Below are 23,963 nucleotides of genomic sequence, written 5' to 3'. Positions count from 1 at the left end.
GCAACAGTTCTTGATACTGCCACAGGTAGAAGTCTGGGTGTTCTGTAATAATTGCCATCACTTCCTGCCGATGTTGTTCCAAAATGCCCACTCGCTTGGTGCCTGCTTTCTTAGGGGCTAAATCTTGAGTTTGTTGGTACTGACGCACCCAGCGGTGTACTGTTCTTTTGGTCACCATGAAGCGTTTAGCTACCTGGCGGATGGAGGTGTTACCTGCCTGGTAGGCTGCTACAACTCTTTGCCGCAAATCCAAAGAATGAGTCGGCATTCCTTTCTCTCCTTCCTCTTGAATACCTGTACCCTATTTTAAATTAAAAGGCTGTATCAGTAGTTGCGGTAAAAATGGGATCCCCGAAGGAGGAGTGTGCGGATGTGGGTTAGGGCTGCTCTGCGCCGTGCTGCGCAACTGATGGCAGCGTTAATGTTTTGCCTAGTGCTCTCAGTTTCTCTGAAAGGGTGCGGATCAGGGGGAGGATCGTTGCTCCCGCTTTCTCCTTTACCCACCCCGACAGCCACGCCCACCGCAACACCGACAGCGACACCGACTGCAACACCCACGCCGACTCCCACGCCCACCGCAACACCGACAGCGACGCCGACTGCAACACCCACGCCGACGCCGACACCTCCTTTAGGAGCCTGTGATCCGAACGCCAACGTGACCCCGATTGGCACTGTCCAAGGCACTGGCTTCGCTTCGCCGCTGGTAGACCAAACTGTTACCGTTTCCGGGATCGTGGTGGGAGACTTTGAGAACGAAGGAGTAGCCAACCAAACCTATCTTCAGGGCTACTACCTGCAGGATGATGGCGACGGCAACCCGGCCACTTCCGATGGCATCTTCGTTTTCAGCGGTACGGCCAACAACGTCAGCCTGGGGGATAGGGTACAGGTGACGGGGAGAGTGGCCGAGTTTCGCCAGCAAACTCAGATCTCCAACGTTACCAACTTCACTATCTGCAGCTCCAACAATCCCCTGCCATCTCCGGTTCAGATCGCTCTGCCGCTAACTCCCGAGCAGCGGGAAGCTCTGGAGGGCATGCTGGTTACCTTCGGCAACCAGCCCCTGTTTGTAACCGACTCTTTCCTGCTGGGACGCCACGGGGAGCTGAGTGTAGCCACAGAGCGGTTGTTCACCCCCACGCAAATTGCGGATCCCAGCCAAGCGGCCGCCCTCCAGGAAGAGAACAACCGCAAACGGATCCGCATCGATGACCGGCTGCTCACCCAAAACCCGGATCCGGTTATCTATCCCACTCCTGGCGGTCTCAGCGCTGCCAACACGGTGCGGGGCGGGGATCGCGTCAGCAACATCGTTGGGATCATGACTCAGTTACGGGGCCGGAACGTCGCTGGCGACGTGGATGCCACCATCGACTACCGCATCCACCCCAACGATCCCAGCAACTTGCCGACGTTTCAGTCCGTCAACCCTCGCCCGCAAACTCCACCCGCGGTAGGCGGATCCCTGAAGGTGGCCAGCTTCAATCTGTTCAACTACTTCAACACCTTCGGCAACATTTGCTTCCCCAACAATTCCGAGTGTCGAGGGGCCAGGAACGCCGCAGAGTTCACCCGCCAGCGGGACAAGATCATCGAGGCGATTCGCCGCATGGACGCCGATATTGTGGGCCTGAACGAGCTGGAAAACGACGGCTATGGCCCGAACAGCTCCATCCAAGATTTGGTGAACGGTCTCAACCAGGTCATGGGGCCGGGAACCTACGCTTTTGTGGATGTAGGGGTAGCCAACCTAGGCGGTGATGCCATTACCAATGGTTTCATCTATAAGCCGGCTACGGTTGAAATTGCGCCTGGCACCAACCCCGCCTTTCTGGATACCGGGGAACTCACCCAAGATCCCTCGCTTCGTCGCCACCGCCCTCCCTTGGCCGTCACCTTCCGGCAGAAGAGCAACAACGCCATCTTCACGGTGGTGGTCAACCACTTGAAGTCGAAGGGATCCCCCTGTGATCCTGTCGACAACGATCCCTTCCAGGGCAATTGCAACGGCAACCGCAGGCGGGCTGCCCAGGAAATCCTGAACTGGTTGTCCACCAACCCCACCGGCTCCACCGATCCGGATGTGCTGATTATCGGGGATCTCAACGCCTACGCCAAGGAAGACCCGATCAAAGTCTTGGAGGAGGGCGGATTTACCAACCTCAACGGCCCCAACAGCTATTCCTTCAGCTTCCAAGGTCAGTGGGGATCCCTGGATCACGCCTTGGCCAACGCCAGCTTGAGGCCGCAAGTGACCGGGTCGGCCAAGTGGCACATCAACGCCGACGAGCCAGTGAGCCTGGACTACACCACGAGCTTCAAGAGCGCCTCACAGCAGAGCCTCTTTTACGCCCCGGATCCCTTCCGTTCTTCCGATCACGACCCGGTGATCGTCGGCTTGAACCTGACGCCGACGCCAACGTCAACCCCGACGCCAACACCCACACCGACCCCAACGCCAACCCCGACCCCGACACCCACGCCGACCCCAACGCCCACGCCAACTCCAACACCAACACCTCCTCCAGTTAACCTGCCTCTAACCGAAGACTTTGACAACTGCAACCCCGCTCCCGCTGGCTGGCAGATTGTGGATGTGGATGGCGACACCACCCGCTCTTGGCGCTGCGTCAATTCCTATGCCGAGGCCAACGCCTTCGGCGGCCAGCAACCGGGTGATGATTGGCTGATTACTCCGCCTCTGAACCTGGCTTCGGCCAACAACCCGGTTCTGACCTTCCGCAATCAGAGTTCCTTTACCGATAGCGGCGTTCCTTTTCCGCAACTAAGCGTTCTTTACTCCACCGATTACAACGGTGCGGGCACTCCGGCGGCGGTGCAGGCAGCCACTTGGACGGCCCTGACGATTCCCAATCCCTCTACAGGCCAATTTGTGGATTCTGGAAACATTTCTCTATCTGGGATCCAACCTCCTGGCCGTGTTTACATTGCCTTCCGCTATCGGTCTTCTGGCACAACTTCTGGCAGAGCCACTCGCTGGCGGGTGGATACGGTTAGGATTGCCGGGAATTAGGACTGGGATCCAAGTGCCAAACTGACTTCGATGGGCAGGAGCTGGGGGAGCGGCTTTGCTTCTCCAGCTTTCTTTTGCTCGCTTTTTTCCCTGAAAAGGGAGCCATATCAGGATTGGGGTAGGGTGGCGGCGTCCTTGTCTCAATCGAGACGACCTGGGATCCCCGCCTGAGCGCAGACCTGGCCCTGGCGATCGAACAGGGTTACCTGCACCGGCAGGGATCGAGCGGCATACTTTTGCACATAGGCTGTCGCCCGCTGGCGGATTTGTCGGGAAAGCTCCTGCAGCACCGGCTCTGCCCAGCCCAGATCCTTCAGATACTGCACCGCTGCCTCTACCGTCCTCAGCTCCAGCACCTGCCGCGCCTGCTCGGCTGTTCCCCCGCAGCGGATGAGGGCTGCCGCCAAGATCTCCAGGCGGGCATCGGCCACATGGCTGGAAGTGGTGAAAATGCCCCCCGCCAGCTTGATCAACTTGCCGTGGTAGCCGATCAAATGAATCGAGTCTGCCCCTCGCAATGCCGCTTCCACCAGCAGCGGCCCGATCCAATTGGCCACCAGTAGAATTTGTTCTGCTGGGATCCCTTGCCGCAAGGCCACCTGCTGCCCATGGCTGCCCACGCAAAAGGCCAGATGCCGGTGGTTGGCCAATTTCTGTTGCAATTCGCGGCGGGCCCGCTCCAGGCTCTCGGCACTGGCAGAAGGCTCCACCTCGGCCCGCGTTCCCAAGAGAGCCAGTCCCTCCAGCACCCCAAACGCCGCATTGGAAGTCCGCTCCGCCAAGAGTTTTCCCTCCGGCAAGATGATGCGCACCCGCAGGCGATACCCATCCGGGATCCCAGGCGAAAGATTGATCTCAAACAGGCGCCGAGCGTAAGCATAGATGGCCGGGCTGCCATCAGCATGCCGCCCCAGCCCCTCTCCCGCTTCCAGGAGCAAAGGCGGAGTGGCGGGATCCCGTTCCTCCAAGCCCACCCAGGCCCAGACCGGCGTGTTGCGGGTGAGATCCAGATGAGGGCCGGGATCCGAACGGGTAATGGCCAAAGCGGTGTTCTCCGAGAGAGCAGCCACCTGCTCCACTGGGATCCGGATGCAAACATCAGGGAACTGGGGCTCCACCTGCACTGCAATGACAGGATGAGCGCCGTCCTGCTCCAAAGGGATCCCCAGAAGGCGGCGGAGAGCGGCTTTAGCAGCAGCCACCGCAAACACGGGCAAGGTATAGCCCTGTTGTGACGAGGGGGGAACCGCATCCTGCATTTTTTGCCTGGAAATAGAGAGGAACCTGCTCTGGAAAAAACTTTGGAGAGAGCCTGTCTCAATTGTGGCCGACGCCAGCCAGCAGGACTGGCTTGATAGGGCAAACTCCTGAAGCCGACTTTAGTGCTCCAACCGCGTAATCGTTAAATGATCTGGGGGAAGAAGGGGAGGAGCGAGAACTTATCTCTTTCAATGAAAGTAAAGAGTCAGAACCGGGGCAGCTATGAGCGAAACCTTGCAGCACTATTTTGAGCGTCTGGAGTTGCAAATTCAGGAGCTGAAAGCTGCCATCGAGCGGATGCCGGAGCAGGTGGCGGCTGCTCTCCTGGCAAAGCAGGAGGCTAAAAAAAATGCCCCCGCCCCCTCCCGTTACAGCGTTCTCACCTCAGACTTGGTCGAAGATGGGAGCCACAACTTTTTGCTGGAGGAGGATCCCCCTGTAGTAAGCAACCGCAGCCCGGCGTATGAACTTGCTCCTGAAGCCCAGATCCAGCGCCTGAGCGCCCAGCTAACCGCTGCCTACAACCGCATTGCTGCTCTAGAAGAACAGCTCTTGGCGCAGCGCCTGCGGCAATGACCTAGCGAGGTTTCGGTGGAGGGGTGGCAAGTGTGCTGTTTTTGCGCTGCACATCTTGCATCTGGAAGCCGTGCTTGCGCAGCTCCTGATCCAACAGCAGCTCGTTTTCCACGTGATCCACAAACAGCACACCGTTGAGGTGATCGATTTCGTGTTGGATAACCCGCGCCAGCAGGTCGTCGGCTTGGAGGGTGCGGGGCCGCCCGGTTTCGTCCTTAAACGAAACCACCACCCCCTGCGGCCGCATGACCTCGCAGAAGACGCCCGGAATGCTAAGGCAGCCTTCCTGGCCGGCTACAACTTCGCCGAGGTACTCGCGGATCTCCGGGTTGATCAGCACCAGCGGTGGCACTTCCGGCTTATCGGGATAGAGATCTACCACAATCAAGCGCTTGGGAATGCCCACCTGGGGAGCTGCCAGGCCAATGCCATCGGCGCTGTACATCGTCTGCAGCATGTCTCGCGCCAACTGGCGGATCTCGTCGTTGACCTGGCTGACGCGCTTGGCCGGCTGCCGCAGCACCTTGTCACCCATGCGATGGATGCGCAGAGGCGGGTTTTTCAGCTTGGCTTTGGGGACAGAAAGGGTGGCCACCATCCGGCAGGTCTCTCAGAATAAACAACAGCAGACATCCCGTCTGGACTTCCATTCTACATTCAGTCCAAGCCGTGCCGAAGCGATGCGTCTGCTGTTCAGCTCCCCTCTGCCTCTGCCAGAGAAGCTGGGAATAGTTGCGTCAGCAGCACGGAGTGCTTGGGCTCGGCAGCGGGTAGGGCCGAAGGACTGGCTCGGGCTTGTTTGCAATCACCAAAACCTTGGCGGCGCAGGCCCCGTCCTCCCCCTTTCCCCCCGTATACGGGAGGATGCAAGGGGGGCTGGGGATCAGCCGCCTTCTATGCCATGTTCGCCAGCCCCACCCCGTTTGGGGAGGGTGCAGCGTTGTCAGTATCTGGGCTTAGGTCCAGGTTGGGGTTATGGCCTCCCCCACAAACATATGGCAGTCTCCCGCCCCTGTAGCTCGCGACAAGCGAGAAAGAATCCGGACTGGGGAGAAGGTCAATACAACTCGGAGCTGTCTTCCTCGACCTCTGGGGATCCCTGTTGGTCAATGGCTTGCTTGAAGCCCAGGGCCACCAGAATGTTGGAGAGGGTGAGGAAAGCCTCTGCTCCCCCATGCAAGGGATCCACATTGGCCAGGGAAGTGCCGTAATGCAGTTGGGCATACAACCCTGCCGGGATGCTGACGGCCACAAACAGTAGCAGCAGCCAAAACCCGATCAAAGCCAGGCGCGGGATCCGGCGGAGCCGCGACAGGAAAAACAAGAAGGCCAAATAGGGAAATAGAGAAAGGGCAAACAAACTGTCCATCGCCTAGCTTGGATCCCTCCTCCCAAGGGACTGATCCGCCTGCTCCGCCCGCCAAATGCGGTAGGCAGCCCAGGCCAGAGTGCAATTGCCCAGAAGTGTCAAGCTCGCCTGGGCAGTTACCACCCAGTTGAGGGCGGGATCGTTGTCAAACCAGTGCCAGGTAATGGCACACATTGCCCCCACCAGAGCAGGCAACATCGCCCAGCTCAAGCCGCGCCACTCTGGCCGGCCCGTTCGCTCCCCAAACTGCCACACGCAAACAATGGCCGCCAGCCATTCCAAGACGCTGGCAATGTGAATCCACCAGGTGGGAAACGAAAGGGCGTGCATCAAACCTCAAGAGAATGGCGCAGCAACTGGCGGTAGGTGGCCTCCTGCAACAGCATTTGCTTGTGCAGCTTGACCAGGATGTCCTTGGCCTGCTCAGGGCTCATGCGAGCTACCAGCGTCTCGAAAGCCCGCTGGCGAAATTCTTGCTCCAGAGAGAGACCTAGCGTTTCCTCCATTGTCGTCACCTTGAGACTCTTAGGGTAGGTGAGAGACTCGCGCTAGGATATCCCAGCGCTGCTCCCAACAAGCACTGCAAGCAGGACAATACATATCTTAACAATCTAGTTTAACAAGTTGCAACAAAACGACAAGGGCCTCCGGATACCGGTCGAGCCAGAGCTGGAGGGGAAACTCAACAAAGGAGCGGGAAAAGTACACGCCCGTAAAGCTTGACAAAAGCACATTTTGGATGGGAAAGTGCGAAGATTTTTGAGCGGCGATCCCTTTACATCCTGTCATGTTGTGCGATTAGGCGGGGCCCCGTGATAAAAGTGAAGTACCTTGAGCTTTGGTTGCCGCTCTTTCCGATTCGCGCCTTGCTTTGCTTGAATTGCCATGACCATTTTTGTGGGAAACCTAAACTATAAAGCCTCAACAGAAGAGCTAGCAGCTTTCTTCCAGCAGAGGTGGAACGTTAAGTCGGTTACAATCCCGATAGACCGAGAAACGGGCCAGACACGGGGCTTCGCGTTTGTGGATTTGGCCACGGAGGCCGAGGAAGAGGAGGCCATCGACGTCGCCAACGGCCAGGAATTTATGGGCCGACCTTTGCGTTTGGATCGAGCCAGGCCTCGCCGACAGGCTTAGCTTCAGCGGGGATTCCTCATCTGACTCCGAGTGGGGTGCCAATCCAAAAGTTGGCAAGGCAGGCAAACGGCGGGCAGGAGTGAGGGCAACGGATGGAAGGGCTTCAAGGCTGCTTGAGATGGTGAAGCTGCTGCATTTTTCCGATATTCATTTGGGCAGTGGCTTGGCCTACGGCTCCATCAACCCAGCTACGGGGCTGAACACGCGTTTGGAGGATTTTGTCGCTTCTTTGCGCCTATGCATTGATCATGCCCTCGATCAGGCTGTGGATCTGGTGCTGTTTGGGGGCGATGCCTTTCCCGACGCGACGCCGCCGCCGCTGCACCAAGAGCTCTTTGCCCAACAATTTCGCCGCCTGGCCGATGCCCGGATCCCGACCGTTCTCTTGGTGGGCAACCACGACCAGTACGGGCAGGGGCAAGAGGGCAACAGCTTGGCCATCTACCGCGCTCTGGGGGTGGCGGGATTCGTTGTGGGGGATCGGCTGCAGACCCATTGGATTGAAACTCGCAGCGGCCCGGTGCAGGTGACCACCTTGCCTTGGCTAAACCGCTCCACCCTGCTTGCCCGCCAGGAGAGCCTGGATCTCAATGCCGAAGTATTCACTCAGCAGCTCCTGCAGCGCCTCGATCTGGCTCTGGAAGGGGAGATCCGCACTTTGCAGCCAGGGATCCCGGCGATTTTGTTGGCCCATGTGATGGTGGATACAGCCCGCTACGGGACGGAGCGGCATCTTTCGGTGGGCAAGGGAGTGACGGTGCCCCTGTCGCTGCTGGCGCGGCCCGCCTACCAATACGTGGCTTTGGGTCATGTGCACCGTCACCAGGTGTTGTGTCGGGATCCCTTGGTAATCTATCCCGGCAGCATTGAGCGAGTCGACTTTGGGGAGGAACAAGAGGAAAAAGGTTGTGTGTTGGCAGAGGTGACGGCCACGGGGGCGAGCTACGAATTTTTGCCCTTGCCCACCCGCACCTTTCACTCCATCCGCCTTGATCTCACCCCCTATCCCCCCCAAGAGGTGCAGGCCAAACTGCTGGAGGCCATTGCCAAGGCCCCTGTACCCGGCTCCATCCTGCGCCTGATCTACCGCCTCCGCCCTGACCAGCTCGATTGCGTTGACGAGCGGACCCTGCACCAGGCCCTCGCCCCTGCCTTCAGCTATACTCTCGTCCCAGACGTGGTCAGCCCCAGCCGCATTCGCCTGCCGGCCCTGGATCCCAGTTGTCTAGAGCCCCTGACGGCCCTGGAGCACTATCTGGCCGACCGCAGCGATCTGGCCCCCTTGCGCAACGAGTTGCTAGCCGCTGCTCGTCAGTTGTTGGCGGAAGCAGCAGATCCCTTGTCAGAGGGAAATGCCAACAGGGAGGAGGCAGATCCTGCAAGCCTTGCTGAAGGGGAAGAGCAGCAATTGCCCTTGTTTTAAGGCCCTGCCTCTGTTTTAACCTTGGCCGCTAGCTGAGGGGTTCTTGCCGAGTGATCTGGATCACCTCGAGAGGGGGGAAAACGCCAGAGACTGGAGCTGGGTTGAAGACGTTGGCAGCGACGGCATCAGCTCACTCACAGGGAACTGACCAAGACTGGTGGCATCCCAGCCACCAGTCTTTTTTGTTTTGGCCAGAAATAAGGATCCCGGTTGTGGGCCGGGATCCCTTGCTGTTTTGACCTGGACTTTGGGGCTGTCCCCGAACCTAGGGGTGCAAGTAGGTGTAGGCCCGCAGGTTGTCTTCAAAGTGCTGCTGCAAAGCGCGGGCCTGGGCCAGGCTGATCTGCCCCCGTTGCAGAGCGGCTTCGGTGGCGTGGTGGAGGGTTTCCACCAGGTCTTCGCTGTTGTACTGCACCCAGCTCAGCACTTCGCCGATGGTGTCCCCCTTGATGACTTGGGTGACTTGGTAGCCGCCGGGACGGGTGCGGATGTGCACCGCGTTGGTGTCTCCAAACAGGTTGTGCAGATCCCCCAGGATTTCTTGGTAGGCGCCCCCCAGAAACACCCCCAGCAGGTAGGGCTGCCCGTTGGGATCGTGCAGCGGCAAAACCGAGGTGATCTGCCCGTCTTCGCCAAAGAAGCGGTTGATCTTGCCGTCGCTGTCGCAGGTCAGATCGGCCAGGGTGGCCCACTGGCGCGGCTCCTCGTCCAGACGGTGGATGGGCATGATGGGGAACACCTGGTCGATGGCCCAGCTATCCGGCAGGGATTGGAAGAGGGAGAAGTTGCCGTAGTAGATGCTGGCCAGCATCTCGTCCAGATCCAGGAGATCTACGGCCACCGGCTGCCCCGCCTGGTGCTGCTCGTAGGCCAGCGTGCAGATCTTGTCGGAGCAGTTCCAAAACAGCCGCTCCACCTCGGCCCGCTCCCGCAAGCTGAGGGATCCCTCGGTAAATTGGCGCAGGGCGGCCTCTTTCAGCTCCTGGCAGCGGCGATAGTCGGCCACCAGAGTATCGGGCTGGATTTGGTAGTAGAGCTGGTTTAGCTTCTGGATCACCTCTGCATCGGAAGTAAGCTGGGTGGGCATGGGGTAGGGGCTGGCGGCGTTGACATCCTGGATGTCGAAGACCAGCACCGACTGGTGGGACATCAGGGCCCGCCCGCTTTCGGTCACCAGCACCGGCGGCTGGATCCCGTGCGGCTGCAGGGCGGTCAGCACCGTCTGCACCACGGTGGCGGCGTAATCTTCCAGGCTGTAGCTCTGGGAAAAGTGGCTGGTGGACTGGGATCCGTCGTAATCGACCCCCAAGCCGCCGCCGACATCCAGATAGCCCATCGGCGCCCCCAGCTTGACCAGCTCGATGTAGATCTGGCTGGCCTCCCGCACGGCCCGCCCATGCACGCTCACCATCGAGATCTGCGAGCCGATGTGGTAGTGCAACAGGCGCAGACAGTGCAGCTTGCCGACTTCCCGCAGCCGCTCCACCACCTGCAACATCTCGGTGGCCGTGAGGCCGAACTTGGCCCGATCCCCAGCCGAGGTGCCCCAGCGGCCACTGCCCTGGGCGGAGAGCTTGGCCCGCACCCCCAAGATGGGGTCGATGCCCAGTTGGTCGGCAGCCTCCAGCACCAGCTCCAGCTCTTGCAGCCGTTCCAGGACGATGATGGGGGTGCGCCCCAGCCGCTGGGCCAAGAGGGCCGTTTCCATAAAGTCGCGGTCTTTGTAGCCGTTGCAGATCAACAAAGCCCCAGGTGTATCCAGCAGAGCCAGGGCGATCAACAGCTCCGGCTTGGATCCCGCCTCCAGGCCAAAGTGGTAGGCACGGCCGTGCTTGACCACCTCTTCCACCAGGTGGCGCTGCTGGTTCACCTTGACCGGGTAAACCCCTCGGTAGACGTTGGGGTAGCCAAAGCGCTCGATGGCCTGCTGAAAGCTCTCACAAATCCGCCGCATGCGGTCGGCCACGATCTCGGGAAAGCGAATCAACAAAGGCAACTGCAAACCCCGCGCCACCAGATCCGTTACCAGGTGGTACAGGTCGATGCCCCCTTCCTGCTGCTGTGAGCCCTGTGGGGTTACCTCCACATGACCGGCGGCGTTGATACGGAAGTAGGGATCCCCCCAACCAGAAATGCGATAGAGCTTTTCGCTGTCTCGCAGTGTCCAGGGAGAACGAGTCAAAGTCGGCATAGTAGTCCCCCAGATACCGAGATGTGAACAGCGCAGGATTTCTGCACAGAACCCACAATATATTGCCCTATTCCAAGATATGTCAAGATTTTTCCAAGGCAGGGGGGATCCGGCCCCAAACCGGCTAAGCCTTGCCAGATAAGGCTTTGGCCTGAGGATCCCTCTGCAGTTGCTGCAGAACTCAACTCTCTCGTTCTCTTTTTTTCGCTGTTTTTCTTTGTTTTTCTCGCTCAGGCTTCGTTTTTTACTCTGGATCCAGAAGCGGGGTTGGGATCCCAACTGTTGCCCAAGAGCGCAGCGAATCCTGCAAGGATCGGCGACAAGTTGGTGGAGGGAAGAAGCTGCCTTTTGCGGAAGGTTGTCCCCTCTGGTGCTTCCCAGAGCTCAGGATGGCCACCCTTGACAGGGCTCCGTAGGCAAGACAAGGATCGGGGCGGAGAGCTTGGAGCGCCTCAGCTATGGTGCAACTGCCCCGCCTTCGCCGCCGAGAAATGCTGCTGTCGTTGCTGGCTGCTGCTGGCCTGAGCGCCTGCCAAAGGGGATCCCGTTCTGGGCAGGCTGGCCCTGTTGCCGACAGCCAGCTTGCCGCTGAGACCTTGTTGATCAACGGGGCCGGGGCCACCTTCCCGGCTCCCCTGTATTTGCGCTGGTTTTCCGACTACCGCCAGGTGGATCCCAAAGTCGAAATCAACTTCCAGCCGGTGGGCAGCGCCGCCGGCATCCGCCAATTTATCGACCAGACGGTGGACTTTGCCGCCAGCGACGTGGCCATGACCGATGCCGAAATTGCCGAAGTCAAGCGGGGCGTGGTCATGATCCCGATGACGGCAGGCAGCATTGCCGTCGGCTACAACCTGCCCGGGATCCGCTCCGGCCTCAAACTGTCCCGCTCGGTGTTGGTGCAGATCTTCCGCGGCCAAATTACCCAGTGGCGGGATCCGCAGATTTTGGCCCTCAACCCCGACCTGGAGATCCCCGACCTGCCCATCGCCGTCTGCTACCGCTCCGACGGCAGCGGCACCACCGACACCTTTACCCGCCACCTGGCCGCCATCGACCCCACCTGGGCCTCCGAGATCGGCGTCGGCATGTCCCTGGAGTGGCCGGTGGGCATTGGGGTGAAAGGCAACGAAGGCATGAGCGCCCAGATGCTCCTCAGCGAAGGGGTGATCGGCTATGTGGAATCGGTCTATGCCCGCGACCTGGATCTGTCGGTGGCGGCCCTGGAAAACCGCCGCGGCGAGTTCGTCCTCCCCACCCCGGAAGCCTCGGCCCTGGCCCTGAGCGAAATCGAGCTGCCCGACAACCTGCGGGCTTTTGTGCCCGATCCCGCCGGCGCGGGGGCCTACCCCATCGTCACCTACACCTGGATCCTGGCCTACCGCCAGTATCGGGATCCCGCCATGGCCAACGCCCTGCGGGCAGTGCTGCGCTGGGCCCTCAGCGAGGGACAAGCTCTGGCCGCAGAGATGGGCTACCTGCCCTTGGCCGAAACCGTTGTAGCCCGCAGCCTGGAAGCCCTGCAGCTTATCCAGAGCTAGCCGCCCTTGCCCCAACCGGTCCTGGAAGCAAGGCCGCGGCAGGTACGGAGATCCGTAACTGTTCTGCCTTCCAGTCGCCAGAAATGGGCGGCATTCTCGCCCTGACCCAGATGCCCTGCTGGTTAGGATCGACCTAGGAAACGGCTAAATACCTGCTGAATTTTCACGGATTGGCTGCCCAAGCTACTTCATACAGCCTGGCGGCGGTAGCCGAGGTCACGTCTTGAACAAAAGGAGAACAAGGAGCCGATGGGAAAAGTTGTAGGAATTGACTTGGGCACAACCAACTCGGTTGTCGCCGTAATGGAGGGGGGTGTCCCCACCGTCATCCCCAATGCTGAGGGTACTCGCACCACACCCTCAGTGGTCGCTTTCACCAAAGATGGGGAGCGCCTGGTGGGCCAGATGGCCCGTCGCCAAGCGGTGCTCAACCCCGAGAACACTTTTTACTCGGTCAAGCGGTTCATCGGGCGCAAGTACGATGAGCTGAACGTCGATGCCAAGCGGGTCTCCTACCAGGTGCGGCGGGATGAGCGGGGCAATGTCAAGTTGTACTCACCCCGCATGAACAAGGAATTTGCCCCCGAAGAGATCTCGGCCATGGTGCTGCGCAAGCTGGTAGAAGACGCCAGCCGCTACCTAGGCCAACCGGTCACCCAAGCCGTCATTACTGTCCCGGCCTACTTTAACGACTCGCAGCGGCAGGCCACCAAAGATGCCGGGAGGATCGCCGGCTTGGAAGTGCTGCGCATCATCAACGAGCCGACGGCGGCTTCCTTGGCCTATGGCTTGGACAAGCGCAACAACGAGACCATCCTCGTCTTCGACTTGGGCGGTGGCACCTTCGACGTCTCCATTCTGGAGGTGGGGGATGGCGTCTTCGAGGTGAAGGCCACCAGCGGCGATACCCAGTTGGGTGGCGACGACTTCGACAAGAAGATCGTCGACTGGATGGCCGAAGAGTTCAAGCGAATGGAAGGGATCGACCTGCGGCAAGACCGGCAGGCCCTGCAGCGGCTGACGGAAGCCGCCGAGAAGGCCAAGATCGAGCTGTCCAGCGTCTCCGAGACTACCATCAACCTGCCCTTCATCACCGCCACGGCCGATGGTCCGAAGCACCTGGAGTTGAAGCTCTCCCGCGCCCAGTTTGAACACCTCTGCGCCGACTTGCTGGAGCGCTGCAAAGGGCCGGTGGAGCAGGCCCTGCGGGATGCCAAGCTCACCAAGGCCGACATCAACGAAGTGGTGCTGGTGGGCGGCTCCACCCGCATCCCGGCGGTGCAGCGGCTGGTGAAGGAGCTGCTGGGCAAAGAGCCCAACCAAACTGTCAACCCCGACGAGGTGGTGGCCGTGGGTGCTGCCATCCAAGCTGGCGTGCTGGCGGGCGAGGTCAAAGACGTGCTGTTGCTGGATGTCACCCCCTTGTCTTTGGGGGTGGAAACCCTGGGCGGTATCGCCACCAAGCTGATCCCGCGCAACACCACCATCCCCACCCGCAAGTCGGAGATTTTCTCCACCGCCGAAGATGGGCAGACCTCGGTGGAAATCCACGTGGTGCAAGGGGAGCGGGAGTTGGCTCGCGACAACAAGTCCCTGGGCCGCTTCAAGCTGGACGGGATCCCGCCGGCTCCCCGCGGTGTGCCGCAGATCGAGGTGACCTTCGACATCGACGCCAACGGCATCCTCAAAGTGACGGCCAGAGACAAGGGCAGCGGCAAGGAGCAGAGCATTTCCATTACCGGCGCCTCCACGCTGGATAGCAAAGAGGTGGAGCGGATGATCGCCGAGGCGGAAAAATACGCTGCCGAAGACCGCGCCCGCCGCGAGAAAATCGAGCGCCGCAACAAGGCCGACTCGCTGGCCTACCAGGCTGAGCGGCAGTTGAAGGAGCTGGGAGACAAGGTCTCCGCCAGCAAGCGCAGCCAAATCGAGACCCTGGTGCGAGAGCTGCGGGAGGCCATCCAGCGGGACGACGACAGCGCCATCCAGAGCAAAGAGCGGGAGCTGCAAGAGGCCCTCTACGCCATGAGCAGCGAGCTCTATCAGCAGCCCGGCGCCGCTTCCAGCTCCACCTCTGGGACAACCTCCGGCGGCAGCGACGACGTCATCGACGCCGACTTCACCGAGAGCAAGTAACGACAATGGGATCCCCCTGGGGCCCGCAGGGCGGATCCCGCCTTTGTCTGGAGCATCGATAATGGGGAGGGACGGGATGGGCGATAGCGTCTAGCCCGCCTCTTTCTCTTTTCGTCAACAGGTCAGAGGGAGGGATCCCTTGATGCCTGGCCTCTTGGTTTTCTGACCCTTCTCAGTGACTTGCCTGCGGACGCCTCCATGCAAAATTTCAAGGACTACTACAAGATTTTGGGGGTCAGCCAGACGGCCACCGCCGACGAGATCAAGCAGGCCTATCGGCGCCTGGCCCGAAAATATCACCCGGATGTTAACCCGAACAACAAAGCTGCCGAAGAGAAGTTTAAGGAGATCAACGAAGCCTACGAAGTTCTCTCGGATCCCGGCAAACGCAGGCAATACGACCAATTTGGCCAGTACCACCAGCAGGGCGGGTTCCGCTACCGGCGGGATACCTACAGCCAGCCTTACAGCAGCAGCCCTTTTGGCGACAGCTCCTTCAGCGAAGACTTTGGGGGAAGCGGTTTTGGCAGTGGCGTCGATTTCAGCCAATTTGAGGATTTTCAAGACTTCATCGATCAACTGCTGGGCCGGGTGCGCAACTCAGGTGCGGATCGCAGCAGTAGCTCCGCTGGCAACGCCAACTACGATGCGGAGGCCACCATCCAGCTCACCATTCCCGAAGCTTTTGAAGGGGGCAGACGCCGCCTACGGGTGGGCGGGGATCGCGTGCTCGAGGTCAACATCCCAGCAGGGATGACGCCAGGGAAGCGGATTCGCCTGCGCGGCCAAGGCCACCCCAAACCCAACGGCGGCGCCGGCGACCTGTACCTCAAGATCGAGCTGAAGGAGCACCCCTTCTACCGCCTTGAGGGGTTTGACGTCTACTGCGATTTGCCCATCAGCCCCAGCGAGGCCGTCTTGGGCGCCCAGGTGGAGGTGCCCACCTTGGATGGAGTGGTGAAGCTGCGAATCCCACCCGGCATGCAGCCGGGGCGAAAGTTGCGCTTGGCAGAGAGGGGTTTTCCCAAGGGCAATGGAGAGCGGGGCGATTTCTACGCGGTAGTTCAGATCTATTTGCCCACCCGTGTTTCGGAGGAGGAGCGGGAGCTCTACGAAAAGCTGCAGCGGGTTCAGTCCTATGATCCCCGTGCCGCCCTCAAGCTCTAGCTAGAAGGAGGAGTGGGCGGTCGGAGAGCGCGATCCAGGAGTTCCATCGGGTGATAAATGGGGATCCCGGCCTTGCCTTGCAGACGCAGGTGCTTCTGGAGCTGCAGGCGGCAGCCGATATTGGCGGAGACGATCCCCTGGGCGCCGGTGTTGAGCAGGTTGGCCACCTTCTGGGATCCCAGCTCGTCGGCCACCTCGGGCTGCAGCAGGTTGTAGACGCCGGAGCTGCCGCAGCAGAGGGCGGCATCGACAGGATCCCGCAGCTCCAGCCCGGGAATTTGCCGCAGCAGTTGTCGCGGCTCCTGGCTGAGGCGCTGCCCGTGCAGCATGTGGCAGGCATCCTGATAGGCCAGCACCAAGGGATCCGGCTGCAGGGGGTACAGGGGAGCGGTCAGCCCTACCTGCGCCAGAAACTCCTGGATATCCTTGACTTTGGCCGCAAACTGAGCCCCTTTCTCTTGGTAGTCGGGATCCCTGGCCAAAAGGTGGCCGTACTCCTTGAGGGTGTGGCCGCAGCCGGAGGCAGTCACCAAAATGGCATCCAACTCGTAGCCGGCAAAAGCATCCACCATCTGGCGGGCCAGGGCTTCTGCCTGCTGCAGTTGCCCTTGGTGGTGGGGCAAGGCCGCACAACAGCCCTGGGCGGGCGGGATCACCACCTCACAGCCGTTGTGGGTCAAGACGCGAATGCTGGCCTCATTCACCTGCGGGGCAAACAGGCGCTGCACGCAGCCGAGGAGCAGCCCCACGCGAAAGCGGCGTTCGCCCACCGCCGGGATCCGCTCCGGGTAGCGCTTGGGCAGCAGTTGCCCCACCTCAAGAGGGGGCAAGAGGGATTCCATGGCCGCCAGGCGCGGGGAGACCTTCGCCAGCCCTTGGCGGATCCAGGCGCCGACCCCCATTTTTTGGTAGAGCCAAAGGGGCCAGAGCAGAGGCCGCAGCCGCGCCGGGTAGGGGAAGAGCCAGAAGATGAACTGGCGGTACAGCCAATCCCAAAGGTTGCGGCGGTGGTTGCGCTCGATCTGCGGGCGGGTGGCGGCGATCAGCCGGTCGTAGCGCACCCCCGAAGGACAGGCGGTAACGCAGGCCAGACAGCCCAGGCAGGTATCGAAATGGGAAACCACTGCTGCCGAGAGAGAGATTTGGCCTTGATTGAGGGCGTCCATCTGGTAGATGCGCCCCCGCGGCGAGTCTGTCTCCTTGCCGAGGACGCGGTAGCTGGGGCAGGTGGTCAGACAAAACCCACAGTGCACACAGGCATCGATTAGCTTTGGATCCGGCGGATCCAGGCTGTCAAAACTCGGCCTTTTGGATGAGCTCATCGGCCTCGACCTATCGCGCTTTCAACACTTCATCACCCCCGTAAAGAGAGAATTGGCCGTTCGGGGATCCTGTCCCCTCCTTTTGCTTCCGGGGTTTTTTGCATCTTAATCTGGGAACAGAGCGTCTGAGACTTCTATCCAGATCCAAACGCTCTTTTCGTCCGTACTACCCTAGAGAAGGGACATACCCGGCCGATTTCTCCTCGTCGTTCATTTCCCAATGAAAGTGCAACACCTCTTCACCCCAGCTCTTGTGGGGGCAGCTCTCTCCAGTTTGAGCCTATCTGGAGCGGCTTTTGCCCAGGCCAACCTGCGGGAGCTGCCCCCCGATCTGGCCGAACAGCTCACTACAGAGCAGATCTTGCAAGCCTGCGCCGCCAACCAGGCAGACACCTTGCCCAGCCCCTTCCCAGACGTGGTGCCGACCGATTGGGCCTACAAGGCGGTGCTCACCCTCTACTACTGCGGCGCCTACCGGGGGGCCATTCCCCCGGAGACCTTCCGGCGCTACCTGGAGCAACAGCGGGGATCCCAAACTTAGCTCCCTGTCGGATACATCTCCTGGATGAGGTGGGCGTAGCGCTCGGCCACCGGGTTACGCTTAATTTTCAGCGTCTGGGTCATGAGGCCGTTTTCCACGCTCAGGGGCTCTGGCAAAAAGCGGAAGTCGGCAATTTGCTCGTGGGGCCGGTAGCCAGGACGCTCTTGGATGCGGGCCCGCACCTCCTGCAAAATCAACGTGCGCACCTGCGGGTGGCCCAAGAGCTCGGCCTCCGCAGCCGGGATCCCTTGCTCAGCGGCCCAAGCCTTAAGGACATCGAGGTTGGGGTAGATGAGGGCGGCCAGTTTCTTTTGGTCTTGCCCGACGATCACGATCTGGCTGATGTAGGGGGATTGCAGGCAGGCATCTTCCAGCGGCTGCGGCTCGACATTTTCGCCGTTAAGCAGCACGATCACGTCCTTGGCCCTGCCGGTGATCACCAGTTGTCCGTCGGGGGTGAGCCAGCCCAGATCCCCTGTTTCAAACCAGCCGTCGGGGCTGAGCACCTTGGCAGTCGCTTCCGGATTGTTGTAGTAGCCCATCATCACCTGCGGCCCCCGCGCCAGGATCAGCCCTTTTTCGCCAGGGGGCAACGGCTGCCGCGTCTCCGGATCCACGATGCGAAACTCCGTCCCTGGCAAGGGGGGGCCCGCCGTGCCGCGCACGTTGTTGTCAGGACGCCGCGCGCACAGCACCGGCGAGGTTTCCGTGAGGCCGTAGCCATTGAGGATGGAAATGCCCACCACCTCGTAAAACAGATCCAGGTAGGCGGGCAGGGATCCGCCGCCGGTGATGGCCTGTTGAAAATTGGGGCCTAGTGCTTGTCGCACCTTGTGGTAGATGAGCCAATCGGCCAGCCGATGCAGGGGCCAGAGCAGCCAATGTTGCAGGCGAGCCCGTAGGCGCACCCAGGGGCTGACTCCGTAATGCAAAATTGACTGGTTGCGAGCTATCCGTCCAGAGAGCACATGGCTTTCACTGACAGCCATCAGAGCACGGATTAGCCACTGCAGGAGGGGGCTTTTCTCTTTGAATTGCCGCTGGATCCCTTCATAAACGGTTTCCCAAATGCGCGGCACTGCCACCAAATAGTGGGGCTGCTCCTGTTGAAAATCTTGTTTGATAAAGCGGGGGCTGGTATAGACCAGCGTGCAGGCGCGACTAAGGAGAAAATACTCGCAAGCCCGCTCATAAGAGTGCCAAGTGGGCAGAATGCTCAACACCTTGTTCCCCGGTTGGGGCTGTACGACCGCGCCCAAGTTCTCCACCTGGTGCATCAGGTTGCCGTGGCTGAGCATCACCCCCTTGGGCCGACCGGAAGTGCCAGAAGTGTAGATGATGGTGGCCAACTGGGATCGCTCCAGCCGCGGCGGCTCGTAGCGGCGCTCCCGGCCTTTTTGCAGCCACTGAGAAAAATTCAATACCCCCGGCTCTTCTTCATCGGAAAGCAACAGCAGCCGCTCCAGGCCCAGCTCCTGCACAACCGGCCGCACCCGGCTTAGGGTCTTCGCATCCTGGGCAATCAAAGCGGTGCTGCCGGAATGGCGCAAAATGTAGCCCAGCTCCGCCGGATCCGCCACGGCGCTGCGCGGCACATTGACTGCTCCCGTAAACAGCGTGGCCAGATCTGCCATCAGCCAGCGGGGGGAATTGTCGGCAAAAATGGCCACCCGATCCCCAGGCCGAATGCCCAAAGCCTGCAAACCGGCAGCCAAGATCTGAATGCGGCGAAAGAGCTGCCCGTAAGAAATCTCAAAGACCGGCTGGGCATGGGGATCCCTGAGGGCAGTGTAATCGGCAAACTTTTCGGCCAGGACTTGCCAGATGTCGAGCAGCGTCGTCCCAGCGGGGGTAGCAGCAGCGGAGACAGTAGTCATAAATCTGTACCCTAAATCACATTTACAGTCTAGTAAACTTGGGCTTTTTCCCAAGACACCCCCAGGACAGTTCTCAATCTGTCACCAAATCCAACCCCTTCCCCTTGCGGGGAAAAGGTAGGGATCAACCCTACTCCCGGAAAAGCCTGAACTCATGAGGTTTTCAAGGTGCGCTCGCGAGGAAGTACCGAGACTTCCCGCCACAGATGTTAACCTCGCTTCCCCGAATAAGCGCAACTCAGAAAATTCGCTCTTTTGGGGACGTCATGCTGCATTTTCCCGCCAATCCCGGCAAAAGCTACTAGATCTTATGGCACCCGCAAAAAAAGCTAGCAATGGCTCCCCCCGATGGATCGGCCCCAAAACTTTACAATCTCGGCTAAGCTGAGAACCTCACAAAATAAGGTAGTCCGGCGGCTCGTAGGGGAGAGGCCCGCCGAAGACCTTGGTACGTCGTTTGGCGGTGGCATCCAGAGGGTAGGCCTGCAGGCTATCTTCCTCGAGGTTGAGCAGAGGCAGCCACGACTTTTCCAGCTCGGCAGTGTCCAGGGGGCATTCAACAACGGAGTATTGCGCTCGCTGGCAGCACTGTTCCAGGCGCTTGGCCAACTGTTGTCGGCGCTTATCGTCCACCACGTCGTAGCAAACCAACCATAGCCTCAGCGCAGCTCCATTGCTTCGTACTCTAGGTTGCCGCTCACCAGGCAACGGCCCAGCCAGCGGGCTTGCTCCAGCACGATTTGGCTCAGGGCTAGGCGACGCGATTGCGGAGGGTAAAGCAAAGGCTCGCAGAAGCGGCGCTCCAGCTCACCCAAAAACAGCTTTTTGGCCAGGGATCCCATGCTCCATCCGGCGACGGCTCGCAGTCTTCCGGGGTGAGCAAGCCGGCCTTGATGAGTTGGCTTACCCAGCATTTCGCTCATCCCTCTCACAAAGGCCTCGGCCTAGATGCCCTTAGATTCGTCGTCAAAGTACCAGTATGCTTTCCTAGAGATCCAACCGAATAATCTTGCTGCCCAAAATTTGCCTAATGCTCTCCAGACTGTCTTTTCTTGCGTTGAACCCAAAGGTATCTCGCTGTGGCTGCTAGCGCAAGCGGGAGTAGGGACGGGGATAGGGTTGGCGCATCTGCCGAGCCAGGTACACCTGAAAGGTTTGCGCCACCGCGCCCGCCCGCCGCAGGGGAACCTCTGCCACTGGCTCAATTTGTTCAAAGTAGGTGCCGTAGACAGCCTGGATCCCTGCTCTTGGCCAAAACAGCTGGGAGGTGACCAGCAGCCCATCTTTGCCCAGCCAGTCTTCAGGTTGGGACCAAAAGGCAAAGCCGCGCAGATCTTCATCCAGGCAGGTGAGGGGCTTCTCCGTCAGCGGCGCCAAGGCCATGCCGATCTGCCCGCCCAAAAAGTAAACGTTGGTGAAGATAAAATCCGCCTCTGCAAGAGCCTGGGCCAAGCGGGGATCCGTCTGAAACTGCCGCCGCAACTGTTCGATGTCAATCAGCTGAGTCGAGGGATCCCGTTCCACCGGCCACAGGCCCAGCCCGCCGGGATCCTGGAGGAGGCCGTAGCGCACATGGGCCAGCCCCACTGCCACCAACAGGCCCACTGCCACCGCCGTCCCCGCCAAGAGCTGCCTTGCTCCTGGCCACCGTTCCCAGCGGGATCCCAACAGCAAGCTCAGCACCCAAAACCCCGGCATGGGCCAGGTGGGGAGGATGGGCCGGTAGCCTCCCATGAAGGTAAAAGCCAACACCAGCGGCAGCCCACAGGCCAAGATTAAAAGCTGTTTCAGCTCCTGATCCGTGAGGCGTCTTCCCTGAACCAGCGCCAGCCCCACCCGCCCACCCTCGGCCAAGCTCAGCCCCAGCAGAGGGATCCCCAAGGTCGGGAAAAGGTACCCCATCTCCTGCAGCACCGTCAGCCCCAGCTCCTGCAGTTGATACCCTGCCTCCGGCACTGCTCGCCCCCCCTGGAAGCGGAAGGAGACCCAATCCTGTTGGGTGTTCCAGATTAAAACGGGGCTGAAGGCCGCCAAAAACCCCACCACCGCCAAGAGCGCCCATCCCGACCGAAGAGCGCAGCGGTGGGCCGGGCTGAGCAGACAAAAGAGCACCAGGCCAAACCCCAGCGCCAGGCCGTGGTATTTGCCCAGGCAGGCCAGACCCACCAAGAGCCCAATCAGCGCCAGCCGCGGCCCCGGTCGGTAGCGCGCTGCCCCATAGACCCCCAATTTCCCCTCCGCCAAGGGAGCCGGAAAAAACTCCTGGGCAGCCACCCACAGGGTTGCCGCCGTAAACACCATCAGCGGGCTATCCGGCAGGGTCAGCACCCCAAACCCAATCCAGAAAATGGGGGCGATGCTGATGGTTGCCAGGGTGATCAGCCCCGCCTGTGGCGAAAAAAGTCGCGTCGCCGTCAGGTAAAGCAACAGGGAAGAGCCGGTGTAGGCCAGCAGGGATCCCAGTCGAATCGAAAAAGCCGACACCTGCCCCGTCAAAACAGGCCCCAAGCCCGTTGTCCAGGCCACCAGCGGCGGATGGTCAAAATAGCTCCAGTCCAGATGGCGGGTGTAGAGGTAGTAGTAGGCTTCGTCAAAGCCCGGTGGCAACAGAGCAGCCACCAAGCAGCGCAGAAGCAGGCCCAGGCCCAAAATCCACAGAGCAGCTTTCGGCAGCACAGGGGATCCCCTTGAGCGTGTGGACAGGTGTTATTGTCTCAGCTTTGGCCAGACTTGTCCCCAAAAAACCAAGTGGGGGCTCAGAATAAACTGAGCCTAAGACGTTGCCTCCGGCAGCTTTACCGGACACCCCAAAAGCTGGCCCAATTGCTCTGCTTCCGCCCTTGCCTTGCTATCATCAGAACCAAAGCCTAGGTACAATAAAGGCTCTCCCAATGCCAAATTCACCTTCACCGAAAAATAACTATCGCCATCGGAATCTGTTGACCTCTCAACTACAACTTGCTGAACATCTCTGAAGGAATAAGCTTTCCGCCCCCTTATTCCAAAGGGAGTGAGGTGCTCCTCCAAGATCTGGTAGAAGGAGCGGTCAAAGGTCAGCCGACGGCTTCCTAGCTTAGGTATTAGCGATAGACCTACCATTCCTGCTGGGAGAGAAAGTAGAAGTGCAGCAAACAAATCTCCTGAGTTAAAACTATCGCTGGCCACCAAGAGCTGACTCTCTGCACTCATCCGAAACGATTGGATCTTGGTTGCCAGTTGTCGAGCGTCGCTCTCGCTGGCGGCTGACCAAGCTTTTGTTTCTCCTGCAGGAGTTATGAGAGTAACGTAGTAATAGGTTGTCTCGTCTCCTTCGGAGTCTGTTCGAGTTTCAGTTTTGACTCGGGCTCCTCTTACATCATAATAAAACTCGATCTGTTTTGGTAAAGGCAGCAGTGGTTGAAAGACCACTTCAGAGGTGACTGTATCCTGATCAAGCCGATGGCAAGTGAAACGGCGATCCCCCCTGAAAAAGCCAAATCAGGGAACACAAAGCCAGCGCCACAAAGAAAATAACGCCAGCAGCCACCAGCGGAACCCCAGGCTCTAGACAAACGCGCTTGCTGGGGGTTTGCTCTACACATCTCATCCCTATAGGCTTACCTCCGTCGGGATCCCTGGGCCTTGCCCTCATTATTGCTTGCTGGTGTGATACTTGACCGTTTTCCGGAATACAGAGCTTTGCTCATTTTGAGAGCAGAGTTGGGTTGCGAGATCCAGGGCAAAGCCAGAGAATCCTCTTGCAGATAAGCTGGGCGCTCCAGGACTTGTACTGGCTGGCCGGGACGATAGATGTAGATTCTTCGGCTTTCCGGGTCAATTAGCCAGCCCAGTTGGGCGCCGTTGTCGAGGTACTTCTGCAGCGTGGCTTGCAAAGCAACCAGATCGTCCACAGAGGAGCGTAATCCGAGCCTAGGAAGGCAAAGCGATGGCGCTCCTCGGAGGTAAGCTGTTCCGCTACGCAACGCTAAACAAAAACGAACTTTTGTAAGGACTTCGTCCCGCTTACGCGATCATAGATAGTAAGCAAAACCTTGAGGCTTTGCCTCAAGGAACTATCTAGAGGCATCTTGACAGCGCCTTTGCGAGTTCGTTTTTGAACTGCGTCAAAATCCCCCGCCTTTAGGCGGTGGGAGTGTCAAGTTCGTGGTTGCTGATAGCCATCGGTTAAGGGCTGGTGGAAAAAGAGGGCAGCTCGGGGCAGATTATTCCCAAACTAAGCTGAGATCGGCAACAAAGCCAGGGAGGGCGGGATCCCCTTCTAGGTAAGCTGGGCGCTCCAGAACTTGGACGAGCTGGCCGGGGCGATAGACGTAAACTCGCTGGCTTTCCGGGTCGATCAGCCAGCCCAGTTGGGATCCGTTCTCGAGGTACTCCTGCAGCTTGGCC

At 59.8% G+C, this 23,963-nt stretch carries 24 protein-coding genes; 9 read left to right on the top strand and 15 right to left on the bottom strand.

Going from position 1 to position 23,963, the window contains the following annotated elements; translation table 11 throughout:
• Nucleotides 1-268: helix-turn-helix domain-containing protein (locus tag SYN63AY4M2_RS06640; RefSeq protein ID WP_143597430.1), on the bottom strand; the 268-nt coding region annotated here is incomplete at its 3' end.
• Nucleotides 269-456: 188 nt separating this feature from the next.
• Between SYN63AY4M2_RS06640 and SYN63AY4M2_RS14140 the strand changes: the two genes are divergently transcribed.
• Together SYN63AY4M2_RS14140 and SYN63AY4M2_RS06635 are read left to right on the top strand one after the other, a co-directional pair.
• Entirely contained in the window at nucleotides 457-645 is a 189-nt protein-coding gene (locus SYN63AY4M2_RS14140) for an MSCRAMM family adhesin SdrC (protein ID WP_240530507.1), read from the top strand.
• A 13-nt stretch (nucleotides 646-658) separates the two neighbouring features.
• The gene (locus tag SYN63AY4M2_RS06635) at nucleotides 659-3,037 is read left to right on the top strand and encodes an ExeM/NucH family extracellular endonuclease (RefSeq protein WP_240527298.1); all 2,379 of its coding nucleotides are present in this window, start codon (nucleotides 659-661) and stop codon (nucleotides 3,035-3,037) included.
• A 140-nt stretch (nucleotides 3,038-3,177) separates the two neighbouring features.
• Here the strand turns inward: SYN63AY4M2_RS06635 and cbiD are convergent, their stop codons facing one another.
• Nucleotides 3,178-4,296 carry a cobalt-precorrin-5B (C(1))-methyltransferase CbiD gene (gene cbiD, locus SYN63AY4M2_RS06630; RefSeq protein WP_011429040.1) on the bottom strand — a complete coding sequence of 373 codons (1,119 nt, stop codon included), beginning with the start codon at nucleotides 4,294-4,296 and terminating at the stop codon, nucleotides 3,178-3,180.
• A 223-nt stretch (nucleotides 4,297-4,519) separates the two neighbouring features.
• On the opposite strand from cbiD, the gene SYN63AY4M2_RS06625 reads away from it, so the two are divergent.
• Nucleotides 4,520-4,873: a hypothetical protein gene (locus SYN63AY4M2_RS06625; protein ID WP_011429041.1), complete on the top strand. Its 354-nt coding sequence runs from the start codon at nucleotides 4,520-4,522 to the stop codon at nucleotides 4,871-4,873.
• 1 nt (nucleotide 4,874) lies between these two features.
• Here the strand turns inward: SYN63AY4M2_RS06625 and def are convergent, their stop codons facing one another.
• The 4 genes from def to SYN63AY4M2_RS06605 form a co-directional block, all read right to left on the bottom strand.
• Nucleotides 4,875-5,471, bottom strand: coding sequence for a peptide deformylase (gene def / locus SYN63AY4M2_RS06620; protein ID WP_099812609.1), 597 nt, complete (start codon nucleotides 5,469-5,471; stop codon nucleotides 4,875-4,877).
• A gap of 459 nt (nucleotides 5,472-5,930) precedes the next feature.
• The gene (locus SYN63AY4M2_RS06615) at nucleotides 5,931-6,242 is read right to left on the bottom strand and encodes a DUF3593 domain-containing protein (protein ID WP_011429043.1); all 312 of its coding nucleotides are present in this window, start codon (nucleotides 6,240-6,242) and stop codon (nucleotides 5,931-5,933) included.
• 3 nt (nucleotides 6,243-6,245) lie between these two features.
• Entirely contained in the window at nucleotides 6,246-6,572 is a 327-nt protein-coding gene (locus SYN63AY4M2_RS06610; RefSeq protein WP_011429044.1) for a DUF2499 domain-containing protein, read from the bottom strand.
• Nucleotides 6,572-6,748 (bottom strand): NblA/ycf18 family protein, encoded by a 177-nt coding sequence (locus tag SYN63AY4M2_RS06605; RefSeq protein ID WP_011429045.1) that lies wholly within the window; start codon nucleotides 6,746-6,748, stop codon nucleotides 6,572-6,574. The genes SYN63AY4M2_RS06610 and SYN63AY4M2_RS06605 overlap by 1 nt, the downstream gene beginning before the upstream one ends.
• A 379-nt stretch (nucleotides 6,749-7,127) precedes the next feature.
• On the opposite strand from SYN63AY4M2_RS06605, the gene SYN63AY4M2_RS06600 reads away from it, so the two are divergent.
• Entirely contained in the window at nucleotides 7,128-7,379 is a 252-nt protein-coding gene (locus SYN63AY4M2_RS06600; RefSeq protein ID WP_011429047.1) for an RNA-binding protein, read from the top strand.
• 118 nt (nucleotides 7,380-7,497) lie between these two features.
• Nucleotides 7,498-8,802, top strand: coding sequence for an exonuclease subunit SbcD (gene sbcD / locus SYN63AY4M2_RS06595; protein WP_011429048.1), 1,305 nt, complete (start codon nucleotides 7,498-7,500; stop codon nucleotides 8,800-8,802).
• A gap of 265 nt (nucleotides 8,803-9,067) precedes the next feature.
• On the opposite strand, the gene speA is transcribed toward sbcD, so the two are convergent.
• Nucleotides 9,068-10,993, bottom strand: coding sequence for a biosynthetic arginine decarboxylase (speA, locus tag SYN63AY4M2_RS06590; protein ID WP_099887282.1), 1,926 nt, complete (start codon nucleotides 10,991-10,993; stop codon nucleotides 9,068-9,070).
• A gap of 458 nt (nucleotides 10,994-11,451) precedes the next feature.
• Here speA and pstS point away from each other — a divergent pair, with 458 nt between their 5' ends.
• The 3 genes from pstS to SYN63AY4M2_RS06575 all read left to right on the top strand — a co-directional run bounded on the left by pstS (nucleotide 11,452) and on the right by SYN63AY4M2_RS06575 (nucleotide 15,837).
• Nucleotides 11,452-12,534, top strand: a complete 1,083-nt coding sequence (gene pstS / locus SYN63AY4M2_RS06585; RefSeq protein ID WP_168173322.1) for a phosphate ABC transporter substrate-binding protein PstS — start codon at nucleotides 11,452-11,454, stop codon at nucleotides 12,532-12,534.
• A gap of 249 nt (nucleotides 12,535-12,783) precedes the next feature.
• Complete coding sequence (dnaK, locus tag SYN63AY4M2_RS06580; RefSeq protein ID WP_099812606.1) at nucleotides 12,784-14,670, top strand: molecular chaperone DnaK; 1,887 nt, start codon at nucleotides 12,784-12,786, stop codon at nucleotides 14,668-14,670.
• A gap of 198 nt (nucleotides 14,671-14,868) precedes the next feature.
• Nucleotides 14,869-15,837, top strand: coding sequence for a DnaJ C-terminal domain-containing protein (locus tag SYN63AY4M2_RS06575; protein ID WP_011429053.1), 969 nt, complete (start codon nucleotides 14,869-14,871; stop codon nucleotides 15,835-15,837).
• Here SYN63AY4M2_RS06575 and SYN63AY4M2_RS06570 read toward each other — a convergent pair.
• Complete coding sequence (locus tag SYN63AY4M2_RS06570) at nucleotides 15,834-17,159, bottom strand: heterodisulfide reductase-related iron-sulfur binding cluster (protein ID WP_099812605.1); 1,326 nt, start codon at nucleotides 17,157-17,159, stop codon at nucleotides 15,834-15,836. The two genes, SYN63AY4M2_RS06575 and SYN63AY4M2_RS06570, sit on opposite strands and share 4 nt — an antisense overlap.
• Before the next feature lie 220 nt (nucleotides 17,160-17,379).
• Here SYN63AY4M2_RS06570 and SYN63AY4M2_RS06565 point away from each other — a divergent pair, with 220 nt between their 5' ends.
• Nucleotides 17,380-17,700, top strand: a complete 321-nt coding sequence (locus tag SYN63AY4M2_RS06565; RefSeq protein ID WP_011429055.1) for a hypothetical protein — start codon at nucleotides 17,380-17,382, stop codon at nucleotides 17,698-17,700.
• On the opposite strand, the gene SYN63AY4M2_RS06560 is transcribed toward SYN63AY4M2_RS06565, so the two are convergent.
• The 7 genes from SYN63AY4M2_RS06560 to SYN63AY4M2_RS06530 form a co-directional block, all read right to left on the bottom strand.
• Nucleotides 17,697-19,577, bottom strand: a complete 1,881-nt coding sequence (locus SYN63AY4M2_RS06560; RefSeq protein WP_099887281.1) for an AMP-binding protein — start codon at nucleotides 19,575-19,577, stop codon at nucleotides 17,697-17,699. The genes SYN63AY4M2_RS06565 and SYN63AY4M2_RS06560 overlap by 4 nt on opposite strands.
• Before the next feature lie 393 nt (nucleotides 19,578-19,970).
• On the bottom strand, nucleotides 19,971-20,228 hold the full coding sequence (gene cas2 / locus SYN63AY4M2_RS06555) for a CRISPR-associated endonuclease Cas2 (RefSeq protein ID WP_240527297.1): 258 nt from the start codon (nucleotides 20,226-20,228) through the stop codon (nucleotides 19,971-19,973).
• Between the two features lie 8 nt (nucleotides 20,229-20,236).
• Nucleotides 20,237-20,419, bottom strand: coding sequence for a hypothetical protein (locus tag SYN63AY4M2_RS06550; RefSeq protein WP_041438029.1), 183 nt, complete (start codon nucleotides 20,417-20,419; stop codon nucleotides 20,237-20,239).
• A 244-nt stretch (nucleotides 20,420-20,663) separates the two neighbouring features.
• Nucleotides 20,664-22,253, bottom strand: coding sequence for a glycosyltransferase family 39 protein (locus tag SYN63AY4M2_RS06545; RefSeq protein WP_011429058.1), 1,590 nt, complete (start codon nucleotides 22,251-22,253; stop codon nucleotides 20,664-20,666).
• 96 nt (nucleotides 22,254-22,349) lie between these two features.
• On the bottom strand, nucleotides 22,350-22,985 hold the full coding sequence (locus tag SYN63AY4M2_RS06540; protein ID WP_143596989.1) for a hypothetical protein: 636 nt from the start codon (nucleotides 22,983-22,985) through the stop codon (nucleotides 22,350-22,352).
• Nucleotides 22,986-23,173: 188 nt separating this feature from the next.
• On the bottom strand, nucleotides 23,174-23,467 hold the full coding sequence (locus SYN63AY4M2_RS06535; RefSeq protein WP_011429059.1) for a Uma2 family endonuclease: 294 nt from the start codon (nucleotides 23,465-23,467) through the stop codon (nucleotides 23,174-23,176).
• 312 nt (nucleotides 23,468-23,779) lie between these two features.
• Nucleotides 23,780-23,963 (bottom strand): Uma2 family endonuclease (locus tag SYN63AY4M2_RS06530; RefSeq protein ID WP_206336939.1); only part of this gene is annotated, 184 nt, incomplete at its 5' end.

This window comes from Synechococcus sp. 63AY4M2 (assembly GCF_002760475.1).
Lineage (GTDB): Bacteria > Cyanobacteriota > Cyanobacteriia > Thermostichales > Thermostichaceae > Thermostichus.
This window is presented reverse-complemented; position numbering and strand designations above follow the sequence as displayed.